Source organism: Pseudomonas paracarnis, assembly GCF_904063055.1.
GTDB lineage: Bacteria > Pseudomonadota > Gammaproteobacteria > Pseudomonadales > Pseudomonadaceae > Aquipseudomonas > Aquipseudomonas paracarnis.
In genome coordinates, this window is sequence record NZ_CAJFCN010000006.1 from 44,478 (window position 1) to 60,795 (window position 16,318).

At 61.3% G+C, this 16,318-nt stretch carries 16 protein-coding genes; 14 read left to right on the forward strand and 2 right to left on the reverse strand.

Features of this window, described 5'->3' with window-relative positions; translation table 11 throughout:
- Positions 1–30: 30 nt before the first annotated feature.
- The 6 genes from alc (at position 31) to JMV15_RS14405 (ending at position 5,761) form a co-directional block, all read left to right on the forward strand.
- Entirely contained in the window at positions 31–1,026 is a 996-nt protein-coding gene (alc, locus tag JMV15_RS14380) for an allantoicase (protein WP_014719294.1), read from the forward strand.
- A gap of 135 nt (positions 1,027–1,161) precedes the next feature.
- Positions 1,162–1,665, forward strand: a complete 504-nt coding sequence (locus JMV15_RS14385) for an ureidoglycolate lyase (RefSeq protein ID WP_014719295.1) — start codon at positions 1,162–1,164, stop codon at positions 1,663–1,665.
- Positions 1,666–1,716: 51 nt separating this feature from the next.
- Entirely contained in the window at positions 1,717–3,000 is a 1,284-nt protein-coding gene (locus tag JMV15_RS14390; RefSeq protein WP_003192825.1) for a urate hydroxylase PuuD, read from the forward strand.
- A 195-nt stretch (positions 3,001–3,195) separates the two neighbouring features.
- Entirely contained in the window at positions 3,196–4,539 is a 1,344-nt protein-coding gene (locus JMV15_RS14395) for a nucleobase:cation symporter-2 family protein (protein WP_014719296.1), read from the forward strand.
- 44 nt (positions 4,540–4,583) lie between these two features.
- A complete protein-coding gene (locus tag JMV15_RS14400) occupies positions 4,584–4,952 on the forward strand; it encodes a hypothetical protein (protein WP_201491679.1) in 369 nt (122 codons plus the stop codon).
- 23 nt (positions 4,953–4,975) lie between these two features.
- Positions 4,976–5,761 carry an outer membrane protein OmpK gene (locus tag JMV15_RS14405; RefSeq protein ID WP_003192827.1) on the forward strand — a complete coding sequence of 262 codons (786 nt, stop codon included), beginning with the start codon at positions 4,976–4,978 and terminating at the stop codon, positions 5,759–5,761.
- A 108-nt stretch (positions 5,762–5,869) separates the two neighbouring features.
- On the opposite strand, the gene JMV15_RS14410 is transcribed toward JMV15_RS14405, so the two are convergent.
- A complete protein-coding gene (locus JMV15_RS14410) occupies positions 5,870–7,018 on the reverse strand; it encodes a patatin-like phospholipase family protein (RefSeq protein WP_073845512.1) in 1,149 nt (382 codons plus the stop codon).
- 30 nt (positions 7,019–7,048) lie between these two features.
- Positions 7,049–7,984, reverse strand: coding sequence for a lipid A biosynthesis lauroyl acyltransferase (locus JMV15_RS14415; protein ID WP_019818602.1), 936 nt, complete (start codon positions 7,982–7,984; stop codon positions 7,049–7,051).
- A 119-nt stretch (positions 7,985–8,103) separates the two neighbouring features.
- On the opposite strand from JMV15_RS14415, the gene minC reads away from it, so the two are divergent.
- The 8 genes from minC (at position 8,104) to JMV15_RS14455 (ending at position 16,306) form a co-directional block, all read left to right on the forward strand.
- A complete protein-coding gene (gene minC, locus JMV15_RS14420; RefSeq protein ID WP_014719299.1) occupies positions 8,104–8,841 on the forward strand; it encodes a septum site-determining protein MinC in 738 nt (245 codons plus the stop codon).
- Positions 8,842–9,040: 199 nt separating this feature from the next.
- Positions 9,041–9,853 carry a septum site-determining protein MinD gene (gene minD / locus JMV15_RS14425; RefSeq protein WP_003192835.1) on the forward strand — a complete coding sequence of 271 codons (813 nt, stop codon included), beginning with the start codon at positions 9,041–9,043 and terminating at the stop codon, positions 9,851–9,853.
- Positions 9,854–9,856: 3 nt separating this feature from the next.
- Entirely contained in the window at positions 9,857–10,111 is a 255-nt protein-coding gene (minE, locus tag JMV15_RS14430; protein WP_003175252.1) for a cell division topological specificity factor MinE, read from the forward strand.
- A gap of 106 nt (positions 10,112–10,217) precedes the next feature.
- A complete protein-coding gene (locus JMV15_RS14435) occupies positions 10,218–10,853 on the forward strand; it encodes an RluA family pseudouridine synthase (RefSeq protein ID WP_003192838.1) in 636 nt (211 codons plus the stop codon).
- Between the two features lie 195 nt (positions 10,854–11,048).
- The gene (locus JMV15_RS14440; RefSeq protein WP_014719300.1) at positions 11,049–12,338 is read left to right on the forward strand and encodes a M18 family aminopeptidase; all 1,290 of its coding nucleotides are present in this window, start codon (positions 11,049–11,051) and stop codon (positions 12,336–12,338) included.
- A 199-nt stretch (positions 12,339–12,537) separates the two neighbouring features.
- Entirely contained in the window at positions 12,538–12,705 is a 168-nt protein-coding gene (locus JMV15_RS14445; protein ID WP_014719301.1) for a hypothetical protein, read from the forward strand.
- A 72-nt stretch (positions 12,706–12,777) separates the two neighbouring features.
- On the forward strand, positions 12,778–14,943 hold the full coding sequence (locus JMV15_RS14450; RefSeq protein ID WP_191949367.1) for a mechanosensitive ion channel family protein: 2,166 nt from the start codon (positions 12,778–12,780) through the stop codon (positions 14,941–14,943).
- Between the two features lie 16 nt (positions 14,944–14,959).
- Positions 14,960–16,306, forward strand: a complete 1,347-nt coding sequence (locus tag JMV15_RS14455; protein WP_201491682.1) for an amidohydrolase — start codon at positions 14,960–14,962, stop codon at positions 16,304–16,306.
- Positions 16,307–16,318 lie beyond the last annotated feature (12 nt).

A 16,318-nucleotide genomic window follows, 5' to 3' on the forward strand; every position in this document is an offset into this window, starting at 1 on the left:
CAGCCACTCTATCTAAGGCAGACAAGAAGAATGAAAGCTTACGCCGTACCTTTCGAAAAGTTCGTCAACCTGGCCGACGCCCGCCTGGGCACCAAGATCATCTCGGTGACCGATGACTGGTTCGCTGACGCCAACCGCCTGTTCCAGCCGACCCCGGCCGTGTGGAAGGAGGGCGTTTTCGATGACAACGGCAAGTGGATGGACGGCTGGGAGTCACGCCGCAAGCGCTTCGAAGGCTACGACAGTGCAGTGATCCGCCTGGGCGTGCCGGGTTCGATCAAAGGCGTGGACATCGACACTTCATTCTTCACCGGCAACTTCCCGCCGTCGGCCTCCCTGGAAGCCTGCTTCCTGGCCTCGGGCGAGCCGGATGCCAACACTCAGTGGGTGGAAGTGCTGTCAGCCGTCGAGCTGCAAGGCAACAGCCACCACTACCACGAGATCAACAACGACCAGGCGTTCAGCCACCTGCGCTTCAACATCTACCCGGATGGCGGCGTGGCCCGTCTGCGTGTGTACGGCGTGCCGTTCCGTGACTGGTCTTCGGTGGGCGACAACGAACAGGTCGACCTGGCTGCCGCGCTCAATGGCGGCCGTGCCCTGGCCTGCTCCGATGAACACTTCGGCCGCATGAGCAACATCCTCAACCCGGGCCGTGGCATCAACATGGGCGATGGCTGGGAAACCGCGCGTCGTCGTACACCGGGCAATGACTGGGTGATCGTCGCCTTGGGCCACCCGGGCGAGATCGAGAAAATCGTGGTCGACACCCTGCACTTCAAGGGCAACTACCCGGATACCTGCTCGATCCAGGGCGCTTTCGTGAAAGGCGGCACCGACAGCCAGATCGAAACCCAGTCGCTGTTCTGGCGCGAACTGCTGCCGGCGCAGAAGCTGGAAATGCACGCCGAACACACCTTCGCCGAGCAGATCAAGGCGCTGGGGCCGATTACCCACATCCGCCTGAATGTGTTCCCGGATGGTGGTGTGAGTCGCCTGCGTGTCCTGGGCAAAGTCTCGAAATAACACCCGATCGTCCCCACGCTCTGCGTGGGGACGCATCCCGTGACGCTCCGCGTCACACAGCGGACGCAGAGCGTCCAGGGCAGCGTTCCCACGCAGAGCGTGGGAACGATCTATAGACAAGATAAGAAGACAGCCATGCGCACACTGATGATCGAACCCCTGACCAAAGAAGCCTTCGCCCCTTTCGGAGACGTTATCGAAACCGATGGCAGCGATCACTTCATGATCAACAACGGGTCGACCATGCGCTTTCACAAACTGGCCACGGTCGACACCGCGAAGCCGGAAGACCACGCCATCATCAGCATCTTCCGCGCCGACGCGCAGGACATGCCGCTGACCGTGTGCATGCTGGAGAGACACCCGCTGGGCAGCCAGGCTTTCATTCCGCTGCTCGGCAACCCCTTTCTGATCGTGGTCGCGCCACTTGGCGATGAACCTGTATCGGGCTTGGTCCGCGCCTTCGTCACCAACGGCAGGCAGGGCATTAATTACCATCGCGGCGTCTGGCACCACCCGGTGCTGACGATCGAAAAGCGGGATGACTTCCTGGTGGTTGATCGCAGTGGCACAGGCAATAACTGCGATGAGCATTTTTTCAAAGAGGATGAGCGTTTGATCCTCGCCCCCCACCAATAAGAGAAGGTCTGATCACCCGACAACAAGGGTGACAGGCGAGAGGTAAAGACTGTGGAAGCACATCTGTTGGAATGGCTGAACCTGAGCGTGCGCTGGGTTCACATGATCACTGGCGTCGCCTGGATCGGCGCTTCTTTCTACTTCGTCTGGCTGGAAAACAACCTTAATCGCGTCAACCCCAAGAACGGCCTGGCCGGTGACTTGTGGGCGATCCACGGTGGCGGTATCTACCACCTGGAAAAATACAAACTGGCCCCGCCGACCATGCCGGACAACCTGCACTGGTTCAAATGGGAAGCCTATTTCACCTGGATGTCAGGCGTCGCGCTGCTGTGCGTGGTGTTCTACCTCAACCCGACGCTGTACTTGCTCGCCCCCGGCAGCAGCCTCAGCGGCACCGAAGGCGTATTGCTGGGCATCGGTTCACTGTTCGCCGGCTGGTTTATCTACTCCTTCCTGTGCGATTCGGCCCTGGGCAAACGCCCTGCCCTGCTCGGCTTGATCCTGTTCGTGCTGTTGATTGCGGCGGCCTACGGCTTCAGCAAGGTGTTCAGCGGCCGTGGCGCCTACCTGCATGTGGGCGCGGTGATAGGCACGATCATGGTCGGTAACGTGTTCCGCATCATCATGCCCGCCCAGCGTGCGCTGGTGGCGGCCATCGCTGAGAACCGCACACCGGACCCGGCGCTGCCGGCCAAGGGTTTGCTGCGCTCACGGCATAACAACTACTTCACCTTGCCGGTGCTGTTCATCATGATCAGCAACCACTTCCCGAGCACCTATGGCAGCCAATACAACTGGCTGATCCTGGCCGGTATCGCGGTGGCAGCGGTGCTGGTGCGCCATTACTTCAACACCCGGCATGACAGCCAGAAGTATGCGTGGACCTTGCCCGTAGGCGCCTTGGCGATGATCAGCCTGGCCTACGTGACCGGGCCAAAACCGGCTGAACCGATTGCCAAGGCACCGGCGGCCATCGAATACCAACCCCTGCCGGAAACCGCCTTGGGCGGTGGCTTGAAACCGGCCGCGCCTGCCGCACCCGCCGCTGAACCGGCACCGGCCCAGGCCACCACGGACTTCGGCCAGGTGCACCATGTGATCGAGCAACGCTGCACCGTGTGCCACTCGGCCAAGCCCACCAGCCCGCTGTTCAGCACCGCTCCGGCTGGGGTGATGTTCGACACACCGGCACAGATCCAGCAGCAGGCGGCGCGCATTCAAGCGCAGGCCGTGGCCAGCCAGATCATGCCGCTGGGCAACATTACCCAGATGACCCAGCAGGAAAGGGATTTGATTGGCACCTGGATCAATCAGGGGGCCCGCACCAACTGACTGTTTCACACAGGACCAATGTGGGAGCTGGCTTGCCTGCGATAGCGGCAGATCACCAACATTTTCGGTGACAGACACACCGCCATCGCAGGCAAGCCAGCTCCCACAAGGGAGATCAGTGATGGTTTGAAGATTAAGTTTCATCCGGCAATTGAATGCCAAACAACACAAAAATAAAAAGATTCGAGGTGTTGCATGTCCCAGTTAGAAACGCAGACTCCTGCCGCGCCCGCCATGGTGCGGCTGCCCCTCTTGCAATTGATCCTGGTAGGCCTGCAACACGTCTTGCTGATGTACGGCGGTGCCGTCGCCGTGCCCCTGATCATTGGCCAGGCCGCCGGCTTGAGCCGTGAAGAAATCGCCTTTCTGATCAACGCCGACCTGCTGGTGGCTGGTATCGCCACCATGGTGCAGTCGTTCGGCATCGGCCCCATGGGCATCCGCATGCCGGTGATGATGGGCGCCAGTTTCGCCGCCGTGGGCAGCATGGTCGCCATGGCCGGCATGCCCGGCATCGGTTTGCAGGGCATCTTCGGCGCGACCATCGCCGCCGGGTTCTTCGGCATGCTTATCGCACCGTTCATGTCCAAGGTAGTGCGCTTTTTCCCGCCGCTGGTGACCGGCACGGTGATCACCGCCATCGGCCTTTCGCTGTTTCCCGTGGCGGTGAACTGGGCCGGCGGGGGCAGCGCCGCCGCCACGTTTGGCTCGCCGGTCTACCTGGCGATTGCCGCCCTGGTGCTGGGCACTATCTTGCTGATCAACCGCTTCATGCGCGGCTTCTGGGTGAACATCTCGGTGCTGATCGGCATGGGCCTGGGTTACGCCCTGTGTGGTGTGATCGGCATGGTCGACCTCAGTGGCCTGGCCCAGGCGCCGTGGGTGCAGGTGGTGACGCCGTTGCACTTTGGCATGCCCACGTTCGAGTTGGCACCGATCCTGTCGATGTGCCTGGTGGTGGTGATCATTTTTGTCGAGTCCACCGGCATGTTCCTCGCCCTGGGCAAGATCACCGGCCAGGAGGTCACGCCGAAGATGCTGCGACGCGGCCTGTTGTGTGATGCCGGCGCGTCGTTCTTTGCCGGCTTCTTCAACACCTTTACCCACTCCTCCTTCGCGCAGAATATCGGCCTGGTGCAGATGACCGGCGTGCGCTGCCGCTCGGTCACGCTCATGGCCGGCGCGTTCTTGATCGTGCTCAGCCTGTTACCCAAGGCGGCCTATCTGGTGGCATCGATTCCACCTGCGGTACTCGGCGGCGCGGCGATTGCGATGTTCGGGATGGTGGCGGCAACCGGGATCAAGATTCTGCAGGAAGCCGACATCGCCGACCGCCGTAACCAGTTGCTGGTGGCGGTGAGCATCGGCATGGGCCTGATCCCCGTGGTACGCCCGGAGTTCTTCGCACAACTGCCGTTGTGGATGAGCCCGATTACCCACAGCGGCATCGCCATGGCCACCCTCAGCGCGCTGTCGCTGAACATCCTGTTCAACATTCTCGGCGGCGCTGAGCGCCCCGAAGTCGCACATACGCATTGATTCCTTTGTTAGTACAAAAATAACAACAAACAGGGAACCCCCACATGCACAACCTTGACATGGGGCCGGCCACACGCCGCGCCCCATTCTTGCCCCTCGCGCTCTGTTACAGCGCACTTGAGCCCAGGCCTGGGAGCCAGTATTCTCCGCGCCCGCTCGAATCGACTCAAAAAAAAACAGCGAATGTAAAAGCTGACCTCAAGGCCAACTTATCCCGGCCTGATGTTTGCTGCCAAAGTGCACAAAAGTCCCCTGAATTCGACTGCATCCGCTGCAGCCGACGGGGATTTTTTGGCTTTTTCAACACCTTGGCGCAGCTCTTGCTAAAAGCATCAAAGCTGACCGAACAGACGATTTTTGCAGCGAACCCAAAGGCGCCACACCAGAGCGCCTGCGTAGAAGAAAAACCATAAAATTTTAACTCGGGAGCAACCGAATGAAACCTATGTTCAAAGGCCTGATGCTGGCTGGATCACTGTTGGCCGGTGGCCAGGCCGTAGCCGGTGACTTGTTGCAGTGGCAAAACAACAGCCTGACTTATCTGTGGGGCAAGAGCTTTACCGTCAACCCGCAGATCCAGCAAACCGTCACCTTCGAACATGCCGACGCATGGAAGTACGGCGACAACTTCTTCTTCCTCGACCGTATCTTTTACAACGGCAAGGAAGACGGCAATGTCGGCCCGAATACTTACTACGGCGAGTTCAGCCCGCGTTTGTCGTTCGGCAAGATCCTGGACAAGGACCTGTCGTTCGGCCCGATCAAGGACGTGCTGCTGGCCTTCACCTATGAGTTCGGCGAGGGCGATAACGAGTCCTACCTGCTGGGTCCGGCGTTCGACTTGAACATCCCCGGTTTCGACTACTTCCAGTTGAACTTCTACCAGCGCCAGACCGAGGGCAATCGCCCGGGTGACGGCGTGTGGCAGATCACTCCGGTCTGGTCGTACACCATTCCCGTGGGTAATTCCGACGTGCTGATCGACGGTTTCATGGACTGGGTGGTGGATAACGACAAGAACGCCCGCGGCACTTATCACGCCAACCTGCACTTCAACCCGCAGGTCAAATACGACTTGGGCAAGGCGCTGCATTGGGGCGACAAGCAGTTGTATGTGGGTTTTGAATACGACTACTGGAAGAACAAGTACGGGATTGAAGACAGCGGCGCCTTCAAGACAACCCAGGACACGGCAAGCTTCCTGGTCAAGTACCACTTCTAAAGGTTGATCGCGGTTCCCTGTGGGAGCTGGCTTGCCTGCGATCGCGATGTGTCTGTGCCAGCAGTGTTGGCTGGCATACCGCTATCGCAGGCAAGCCAGCTCCCACATTCAGTTTGGCGTCAGGCCGAGGAAACGAGTGATTTCTTCGCGCTTGGCCAGCGCATCCTTGCGCCCCAGTTCGATCAACTCGCTGCAATACCCCGCCTCGAACAACAGATAACTCAACACCCCTGCCCCGCTGGTCTTGGTCGCCCCCGGCCCGCGCAAAAACACACGCAACGCCGCCGGCAACTCCTGGCGATGTCGTGCGGCGATTTCATCGATGGGCTGGCTGGGGGCAATCACCAGCACCTCTACCGGTGCCAGGCCCTGCACCGCCGCATCCACAGGCACCACACGGCTGAACTGATTCAAGCGCTCCAGCAGCTCGATATCGCTTTCCAGGCTGTCAATGAACGTGCTGTTGAGCATATGCCCACCGATTTGCGCCAGGGTTGGTTGCTGGCCGGTGTAGGTGCGTTGCACCGAAGGTTCATTGCCCCGTGGGTTGCCGCTTACCCCCACCACCAACACGCGACTGGCGCCCAGGTGCAAGGCCGGACTGATGGGCGCGGACTGGCGCACCGCACCGTCGCCGAAATACTCCTGACCGAGCTTGACCGGGGCAAACAGCAGCGGGATCGCCGAACTGGCCAGCAGGTGCTCTACCGTCAGTTGGGTCGGTACCCCAATGCGCCGATGACGCAACCAGGCATCGATGGTGCCGCCGCCCTGATAGAAGGTCACCGCTTGCCCGGACTCATAGCCAAAGGCCGTCACCGCCACAGCCTGCAAGTGCTTGCGGCGGATAGCCTCGTCGATGCCGTCCAGGTTCAAGCGCTCTTGTAACAAGTCGCGCAGTGGCGAACTGTTGAGCAACGCCACCGGCACCTGGCTACCCAGGCCCAACAGGCTATGGATCAGGAAACGACTGGCCTGGCGCATCACCCCCGGCCAGTCACTGCGCAGCACCTGATGGCTGCGAAAGCCCTGCCAGAAGGCCGTCAGCCGTTGGATGGCTGCCGAAAAATCACTGGCGCCGCTGGCCAGGCTCACCGCATTGATCGCACCAGCCGAGGTGCCGACGATCACCGGAAAAGGATTCGCTGCCCCCGCAGGCAGCAATTCGGCAACCGCCGCCAGCACCCCCACCTGATACGCCGCTCGCGCCCCGCCGCCGGAAAGAATCAAGCCTGTGACCGGTTCAGCTGGGCGCATTGCGTCACTCCATGTGAGAAAGGGTTGGGCTTATCGACGGCGCTTTTCGTACAACTTGGGCTCACCCGGCGGTCGGCTCTTGAAGCGGCGGTGGGTCCACAGGTATTGCTCGGGGCATGCGCGTACCGAGGCTTCGACCCACTGGTTGATGCGCAGGCAGTCGATTTCGTCGGTTTCACCCGGGAAGTCGGTCAGCGGCGCATGGATCACCAGGCGGTACCCGCTACCGTCAGCCAGGCGCTCCTGGGTAAACGGCACCACCAGCGCCTTGCCCAGGCGTGCGAACTTGCTGGTGGCGGTGACGGTAGCAGCCTGGATGCCAAACAACGGCACGAAGATGCTTTGCTTGGCGCCGTAGTCCTGGTCTGGCGCGTACCAGATGGCCCGGCCGGCGCGCAGCAGCTTGAGCATGCCGCGCACGTCGTCACGCTCCACGGCCAGGGAATCGAGGTTGTGGCGTTCACGACCACGGCGCTGGATAAAGTCGAACAGCGGGTTGCCGTGTTCGCGGTACATGCCGTCAATGGTGTGCTTCTGCCCCAGCAGCGCCGCGCCGATTTCCAGGGTGGTGAAGTGCAGCGCCATGAGGATCACGCCCTTGCCGTCCAACTGCGCCTGCGTGAGGTGCTCCAACCCTTCGACATGGGCCAGGCGCGCCAGGCGCGGCTTGGGCCACCACCAGCTCATGGCCATTTCAAAGAAGGCGATGCCGGTGGAAGCGAAGTTTTCCTTGAGCAGGCGTTTACGTTCCTTGGCGGATTTTTCCGGGAAGCACAGCTCAAGGTTGCGCGCCGCAATACGGCGACGATCGCCCGCCACGCGGTACATGCCCGCGCCCAACAGGCGACCAATGTTCAACAGCGCCCGATACGGCAATTGAGTGACCAGCCACAGCAGGCCGAGCCCCAGCCATAGCAGCCAAAAACGCGGGTGAAGAAATACAGCTCGAAAACGCGGGCGATCCATTACAGATTCCGGTAAAGACAAGGGCCGCGCATTCTACAACGGTTCGACTCGGCTTGCGGCGAGTGAGTGTTCTCGTTATAAGTCTCGACACTTTTCGTGACAAGCCGCTTTCGCCGACCATGAGCCAAACCGAACCGCTAGACCAAGATCCCGTGTTCCAGCTAAAAGGCAGCATGCTCGCCATTACCGTGCTGGAACTGGCCCGCAATGACCTCGACGCCCTGGACCGCCAACTGGCCGCCAAGGTCGCCCTGGCGCCAAACTTCTTCAACAACGCCCCGCTGGTGCTGGCGCTGGACAAGCTGCCGGCCGGCCAGGGCGTGATTGATTTGCCCGGCCTGATGCGCGTATGCCGTTCCCATGGCCTGCGCACCCTGGCGATTCGCGCCAGCCGCATCGAAGACATTGCCGCCGCCATCGCCATTGAACTGCCAGTACTGCCACCGTCGGGCGCCCGTGAGCGCCCTCTGGAACCATTGGTCGGCGAAGAAAAGAAAAAACCGGAAAAACCACCGGAGCCTGCGATCAGGCCTACAAAGATCATCACTTCGCCGGTACGCGGCGGGCAGCAGATTTACGCCCAAGGCGGCGACCTTGTGGTGGTCTCCTCGGTCAGCCCGGGGGCGGAACTTCTTGCCGATGGCAACATCCATGTATACGGCCCGATGCGCGGACGCGCCCTGGCCGGCATCAAGGGTGATACCAAGGCGCGTATTTTTTGCCAGCAGTTGACCGCTGAGCTGGTTTCCATCGCGGGTCAGTACAAGGTTTCCGAAGATTTGCGCCGCGATCCACTGTGGGGCGCTTCGGTACAGGTCAACCTGTCGGGCGATGTGTTGAACATCATCCGTCTTTAACGGATACTGCCGCATTTTCCAAGCATCTCTAGACTCTGATAGCAAAGCGAAACCGGCAAGACTTGTGTAGGACTTTTTGGAAGTTGGTGTTTCCCCATGGAAACCCCGTCTTTTTCCTGCAAAGGCTGTCCGCCTGCGGCGAGTTCCAAGAGATGTTTTTCAGGGACCGAAAGTCCTTTTTCCTTAGGGGTGAAACACCTTGGCCAAGATTCTCGTGGTTACATCCGGCAAGGGTGGTGTGGGTAAGACCACCACCAGCGCCGCTATCGGTACCGGCCTCGCTCTGCGCGGCCACAAGACAGTCATCGTCGACTTCGACGTCGGTCTGCGTAACCTTGACCTGATCATGGGCTGCGAGCGTCGCGTGGTGTATGACTTCGTCAACGTGGTGAACGGCGAAGCCAACCTGCAACAGGCCCTGATCAAGGACAAGCGCCTTGAGAACCTGTACGTGCTGGCTGCCAGCCAGACCCGTGACAAAGACGCGCTGACCAAAGAGGGCGTCGGCAAAGTGCTCGCCGAGCTCAAGGAAACCTTCGAATACGTGGTCTGCGATTCCCCGGCTGGTATCGAAACCGGTGCTCACCTGGCGATGTACTTCGCCGACGAAGCCATCGTGGTGACCAACCCGGAAGTCTCCTCGGTACGTGACTCGGACCGCATGCTCGGCCTGTTGGCCAGCAAGTCCAAGCGCGCCGAAGAAGGCCAGGACCCGATCAAGGAGCACCTGCTGCTCACCCGCTACAACCCGGAGCGCGTCAACAACGGCGAAATGCTGGGTGTTGAAGACGTGAAGGAAATCCTCGCCGTGACCCTGCTGGGCGTGATTCCGGAATCCCAGGCCGTGCTGAAGGCATCCAACCAGGGCGTACCGGTGATTCTCGACGACCAGAGCGACGCCGGCCAGGCGTACAGCGATGCCGTCGATCGCTTGCTGGGCAAGACCGTGGAACACCGCTTCCTCGATGTCAAGAAGAAGGGATTCTTCGAGCGTATCTTTGGAGGCAACTAAACAATGAAATTTCTCGACTTCTTTCGCGCCAACAAAAAACCCAGTACCGCATCGGTCGCGAAAGAGCGTCTACAGATCATCGTGGCGCACGAACGCGGCCAACGCAGCACCCCGGACTACCTGCCAGCCTTGCAGAAGGAACTGGTCGAGGTGATCCGCAAGTACGTCAATATCGGCAACGATGACGTGCATGTCGCCTTGGAAAATGACGGCAGCTGCTCGATTCTGGAACTCAATATCACCCTGCCCGATCGTTGATCGAACGGGCGGTCGCCACGGCGGCTCCACTGACGGCCCCCTCGCTCCTACAGGGTGAGGGGGCCGTCAGTGGAGCCGCCGTTGGCGTTTGTTACGAGGCTGTTTAATGCCGCTGTCCAATATCCACATCCTGCATCAGGACGACGCTGTCCTGGTGGTGAACAAGCCGACCCTGCTGCTCTCGGTGCCTGGCCGCGCCGACGACAACAAGGACTGCCTGATCACTCGCCTGCAGGAAAACGGCTACCCCGAAGCCCGCATCGTCCATCGCCTGGACTGGGAAACGTCGGGGATCATCCTGCTGGCCCGGGACGCCGACACCCACCGCGAACTGTCCCGCCAGTTTCACGACCGCGAGACCGAAAAGGCCTACACCGCCCTGGCCTGGGGCCAACCGGCACTGGACAGCGGCAGCATTGACCTGCCCCTGCGCTACGACCCGCCGACCAAGCCCCGCCATGTGGTCGACCATGAGTTCGGCAAACATGCACTGACCTTCTGGAAAGTCCTGGAGCGTTGCGGCGACTGGTGCCGCGTAGAGCTGACACCCATCACCGGGCGCTCGCACCAGTTGCGCGTGCATATGTTGTCCATCGGGCATCCGTTGCTGGGCGATGGTCTGTACGCCCATGAACAAGCCCTGGCCGCCTGGCCGCGCCTGTGCCTGCATGCAAGCATGCTCAGCTTCACCCATCCGCAAAGCGGCGAGCGCCTGCGCTTCGAGTGCCCTGCGCCTTTTTGAAGGGCTGATGCGGTCAAATGTGGGAGCTGGCTTGCCTGCGATATCGGCGTGCCAGCCAATACATCTGGCACAGAAAGACCGCTATCGCAGGCAAGCCAGCTCCCACAGGGTTTGATGTGGTTCTCGGCCATGCACGCTCACTCCAAATATCTGGCCAATACGGTAAACTCTCGCCACTGCTGTCTGGAGCTATTTATGCGCGAAGCGTTGAATCAAGGCCTGATCGACTTCCTCAAGGCCTCCCCTACTCCTTTTCATGCCACTGCCGCCCTGGCCCAGCGCCTGGAAGCCGCCGGCTACCAGCGTCTCGACGAGCGCGACACCTGGGCCACCGAGGCCAACGGTCGCTACTACGTGACCCGCAACGATTCCTCGATCATCGCCTTCAAGCTCGGCCGCCAATCGCCGCTGCAGGACGGTATCCGCATGGTCGGCGCCCACACCGACAGCCCATGCCTGCGGGTCAAGCCCCAGCCGGAGCTGCAACGCCACGGCTTCTGGCAACTGGGTGTGGAAGTCTACGGCGGCGCGCTGCTGGCGCCCTGGTTCGACCGCGACCTGTCCCTGGCCGGGCGTGTCACCTTCCGCCGCGATGGCAAGGTCGAGAGCCAACTGATCGACTTCAAGCTGCCGATCGCTATCATTCCCAACCTGGCCATTCACCTCAACCGTGAAGCCAACCAGGGCTGGGCGATCAATGCCCAGACCGAGCTGCCGCCGATCCTGGCGCAGTTTGCCGGTGACGAACGCGTGGACTTTCGCGCCGTGCTCACCGAACAGTTGGCTCGCGAGCATGGGTTGAATGCCGATGTGGTGCTCGACTACGAGCTGAGTTTCTACGACACCCAAAGTGCTGCCGTGATCGGCCTCAATGGCGACTTCATTGCCGGTGCACGCCTGGACAACCTGCTGTCGTGCTACGCCGGCTTGCAAGCCTTGCTCTCCAGCGACACCGATGAAACCTGCGTGCTGGTGTGCAACGACCACGAAGAAGTCGGCTCCTGCTCGGCCTGCGGTGCCGATGGCCCGATGCTGGAACAGACCCTGCGTCGCCTGCTGCCCGAAGGTGAAGAATTCGTACGCACCATTCAGAAATCCCTGCTGGTGTCGGCAGACAACGCCCACGGCGTGCACCCCAACTACGCCGACAAACACGACGCCAACCACGGCCCGAAACTCAACGCCGGCCCGGTGATCAAGGTCAACAGCAACCAGCGCTACGCCACCAACAGCGAAACCGCCGGGTTCTTCCGCCACCTGTGCATGGCCCAGGAAGTGCCGGTGCAAAGCTTCGTGGTGCGCAGCGACATGGGCTGTGGTTCGACCATCGGCCCCATCACTGCCAGCCACCTGGGCGTGCGCACGGTGGACATCGGCTTGCCGACCTTTGCCATGCACTCGATCCGCGAGCTGTGCGGCAGCCATGACCTGGCGCATCTGGTCAAGGTGCTGGGGGCGTTCTACGCCAGCCGCGACTTACCCTGAGACCGAGGCGCGCCCATCGCGGGCAAGCCCGCTCCCACATTGATCTGTGAATGCATTTCAGTGTGGGAGCGGGCTTGCCCGCGATGGGTTTCCAAACAGATATAAGGCTATCTGACTCACATCAACTGCACTTCTGCCAATCCGGCCTAGACTTGTCAGAACTTCCAGTCCGACAAGGCCGCCCCTCGCCATGATCTCAATGTCCTCATTCCACGCCATGCTGATCCCCATCCTGATCGGCATGATCATGCTCGCGGTCGGCTTCAACTTTCGCGACAAGCCTCTGGGCGTGTTTGGCATGTGGATCGGCATGCTGTTGATCCTCGGCACCGTGCTCTACAAGATCCTCGCCAAACTGGCGCAGTGACAAATGCGCTCGCATTGGGCATAGCGGCCTCGTACACTCGGTCAATTCGTCGTTTTCAAGGTTGACCGCCTCGTGCTTTCCCGTCTGTTTGCCCTGCCCTGCTACCTGCTGATCGCCCTGCTCACGCTGCTGCCAGTGATGCCCGCCCAAGCCGTGGGCTTGCCCGGGATGCTGGGCGGCTCCAGCAAGACCCAACCCCAGGCCGAAGTGCCCTTGGGGCAGTCGCTGGACGACGTGATCAAGACCCTGGAAAACGACCAGCAACGCACCCAGTTGCTCAGCGACCTGAAGAAGCTGCGCGCCGCCACGCAAAAGGCCCAGCCCGCCGCCGAACTCGGCGTACTCGGGTTGATCGGCAGTACGCTGTCGGGCTTTGAGCAGCAGTTTTCCGGCGCCGACAGCCCGTTGGGGCGCTGGTCCAATGAAGTCGACCTGGCCAAGGATGAACTCGCGGCCCTGATGTTGCCGGCCAGCGAATGGCTGCCGATCATCTTCGGTTTTGCCGTGATCCTGGCCGTATGGAGCCTGCTGGCCGCTGCGCTGATCTGGCTCAGCCATCGGGTGCGCGAGCGTTTCGGCCTGCCCGAAGAGCTGCCGCAGCACCCGCGCACTTGGGACATGCTGCGCTTTGCCCTGCGCAAGCTGGGCCCCTGGTTGATCGCGCTGGTGATCACGGTGTACCTGAGCTACGCCCTGCCTTCCTCCCTGGGCAAATCCCTGGCCATGGTGCTGGCCTATGCCTTGGTGGTCGGCACCTGTTTCTCGGCCATCTGCGTGATTGCCTTCTCCGTACTCGACGGCCCGCACCGCCACCGCGCCCTGTATATCCTGCGCCATCAGGCGTTCCGCCCGCTGTGGTGGATCGGCAGCTTTGCCGCCTTCGGTGAAGCCTTGAGCGACCCGCGCCTGGTTGCCGCGCTCGGCCAGCATCTGGCCCACACCGCCGCGACCGTGGCCAATGTCATGGCGGCGTTGTCCACCGGGGTGTTTATCCTGCGGTTCCGCCGTCCGATTGCGCACCTGATCCGCAACCAACCGCTGTCGCGCCGCCTCAACCGCCGAGCGCTCACCGATACTCTGTCGATCATCGGCACCTTCTGGTACATCCCGGCTCTTCTGCTGGTGGGCATCTCACTGTTCGCCACCTTCCTGTCGGCCGGCGACACCAGCACCGCCCTGCGCCAGTCGCTGCTGTGCACGGTGTTGCTGGTGTTGTGCATGGTGATCAACGGCCTGGTGCGCCGCCACGCCCTCAAGCCGCACCGCGGGCACAAGCGCCATGCGCTGTACTCCGAACGCCTCAAAGGCTTTGTCTACACCCTGGTGCACCTGGTGGTGTGGCTGGTATTTATCGAACTGGGGCTGCGGGTCTGGGGCCTGTCGATGATTCGCTTTACCGAAGGTGAAGGCCATGAAATAGCCGTGAAGCTGTTCGGCCTCGGTGGGACCTTGTTGTTCGCCTGGCTGATCTGGATCCTCAGCGACACCGCGATTCACCACGCCCTGACCCGCTCGCGCAAAGGCCTGGCCAACGCCCGCGCGCAAACCATGATGCCGCTGATCCGCAACGTGCTGTTCGTGACCATCTTCATCATCGCCGCCATCGTGGCGCTGGCGAACATGGGCATGAACGTTACGCCACTGCTGGCCGGTGCGGGCGTGATCGGTATCGCCATCGGTTTTGGTGCGCAATCGCTGGTAGCCGACTTGATCACCGGGTTGTTCATCATCATCGAAGACTCCCTGGCCATCGACGACTACGTGGACGTCGGCGGCCACCTCGGTACCGTAGAGGGCCTGACCATCCGTACCGTGCGCCTGCGCGATATCGACGGCATCGTGCACACCATCCCGTTCAGCGAAATCAAGAGCATCAAGAACTACTCCCGCGAGTTCGGCTACGCCATCTTCCGGGTGGCGATCCCTTACAACATGGAAATCGACGACGCGATCAAACTGATGCGCGAGGTCGGCCACGCCATGCGTAACGACCCATTGCAACGCCGCAATATCTGGTCGCCGTTGGAGATCCAGGGCGTGGAAAGCTTCGAGTCCGGCAGCGCGATCCTGCGCGCACGCTTCAAGACCGCGCCGATCAAGCAGTGGGAAGTGTCGCGGGCATTCAACCTGTCGCTCAAGCGGCACCTGGATGAAGCCGGGCTGGACCTGGCGACACCGCGCTTGAGCGTGCAGGTGCTGACCGCCGGCAGCGTGCAGGAGAAAGATCCACAACAATAGGCAAGGAGAGGTTGGTATGCGAATGAACGGTCTGACACACCAATGGGTTTTGGGTCTGCTCGGCGCGGTCGCGAGCAGTGCAGTGATCGCCGCCAGCAGCGGCCAGGACAGTGCTCGGGAAACCATTGCCGCCCAGGCAAAAATCCTCGAACCCAGCCTGTTGGAAACCCGCCGCGATATCCACGCCCATCCCGAACTGGGCAATACCGAAACCCGCACCGCCGAGTTGGTCGCCAAACAGTTGCGCGAACTCGGCCTTGAAGTAAAGACCGGGGTGGCCCGCACTGGCGTCGTCGCCATCTTGAAAGGTGCCCTGCCCGGCCCGACCGTGGCCCTGCGCGCCGACATGGATGCGCTGCCGGTCAAGGAAGTCGCCGACCTGCCCTTCGCCTCCAAAGCCAAGGGCACCTATCTGGGCAAAGAAGTCGACGTGATGCACGCCTGCGGCCACGACGCCCATACCGCTATCCTGCTGAGCACTGCGAAGATTCTTACCGGGATGCGCGAGCGCCTGCCCGGCACCGTGGTGTTTTATTTCCAACCGGCCGAAGAAGGCCCCAGCGACTTTATCCCCGACGGCAAGAACACCTGGGGTGCGAAGATGATGGTGCAGGAAGGCGTAATGAAAGCGCCCAAGCCTGACGCGGTGTTTGGCCTGCACGTATGGGCCGGTGTGCCTGCCGGGCAAATCGCCTATCGCCCGGGCCCGACCCTGGCCAGTTCCGATGACCTGCGCATCAGGATCCTCGGCAAACAGACCCACGCCGGCCGCCCCTGGGACGGTATCGACCCGATCACCGTCGGCGCGCAAACCATTGTCGGCTTGCAGACCGTAGTCAGCCGCCGTACCGATATTTCGTCATTCCCCTCTGTGGTGAGCATCGGCACCATCAACGGTGGCACCCGCTATAACATCATCCCCGAGTCGGTGGACATGAGCGGCACCATTCGCTCCTACGACTACGGCATTCGCCAGAAGCTGCATGGGGATGTGCGCCAGACCGTAGAGAAAATCGCCGAAAGCGGTGGCGCCAAGGCCGAAGTGACGATCATCGAGAAGTACGACCCCACCATCAACAATCCGCCGCTGACCGAGAAAATGCTGCCGAGCCTGCGCTGGGCGGCTCAGGATGATGTGGTGCAAGGCCCGTTGGTGGGTGGCGCCGAAGACTTCTCGTTCTATGCCAAGGAGGCGCCGGGGCTGTTTGTCTTCCTGGGGGTGACCCCAAGGGACCAGGACATGAGCAAGGCGGCGCCGAATCACAACCCTGGGTTCTTTGTGGATGAGTCGGCGTTGGTGGTGGGCGTGAGGACACTGGCGTCGTTGGCGACGGATTACCTCTATACCCACACATCACTGTAATGCTTGATGTGG

Bases quoted from the DNA above. Each gene is read 5' to 3' on its own strand.
- JMV15_RS14415 (WP_019818602.1), bottom strand. From the start codon at position 7,984: ATGGATCGCCCGCGTTTTCGAGCTGTATTTCTTCACCCGCGTTTTTGG.
- JMV15_RS14400 (WP_201491679.1), top strand. From the start codon at position 4,584: ATGCACAACCTTGACATGGGGCCGGCCACACGCCGCGCCCCATTCTTG.
- JMV15_RS14445 (WP_014719301.1), top strand. From the start codon at position 12,538: ATGTCCTCATTCCACGCCATGCTGATCCCCATCCTGATCGGCATGATC.
- alc (WP_014719294.1), top strand. From the start codon at position 31: ATGAAAGCTTACGCCGTACCTTTCGAAAAGTTCGTCAACCTGGCCGAC.
- minE (WP_003175252.1), top strand. From the start codon at position 9,857: ATGAAATTTCTCGACTTCTTTCGCGCCAACAAAAAACCCAGTACCGCA.
- JMV15_RS14440 (WP_014719300.1), top strand. From the start codon at position 11,049: ATGCGCGAAGCGTTGAATCAAGGCCTGATCGACTTCCTCAAGGCCTCC.
- JMV15_RS14385 (WP_014719295.1), top strand. From the start codon at position 1,162: ATGCGCACACTGATGATCGAACCCCTGACCAAAGAAGCCTTCGCCCCT.
- JMV15_RS14410 (WP_073845512.1), bottom strand. From the start codon at position 7,018: ATGCGCCCAGCTGAACCGGTCACAGGCTTGATTCTTTCCGGCGGCGGG.
- JMV15_RS14455 (WP_201491682.1), top strand. From the start codon at position 14,960: ATGCGAATGAACGGTCTGACACACCAATGGGTTTTGGGTCTGCTCGGC.
- JMV15_RS14405 (WP_003192827.1), top strand. From the start codon at position 4,976: ATGAAACCTATGTTCAAAGGCCTGATGCTGGCTGGATCACTGTTGGCC.
- JMV15_RS14395 (WP_014719296.1), top strand. From the start codon at position 3,196: ATGTCCCAGTTAGAAACGCAGACTCCTGCCGCGCCCGCCATGGTGCGG.
- minC (WP_014719299.1), top strand. From the start codon at position 8,104: ATGAGCCAAACCGAACCGCTAGACCAAGATCCCGTGTTCCAGCTAAAA.
- JMV15_RS14435 (WP_003192838.1), top strand. From the start codon at position 10,218: ATGCCGCTGTCCAATATCCACATCCTGCATCAGGACGACGCTGTCCTG.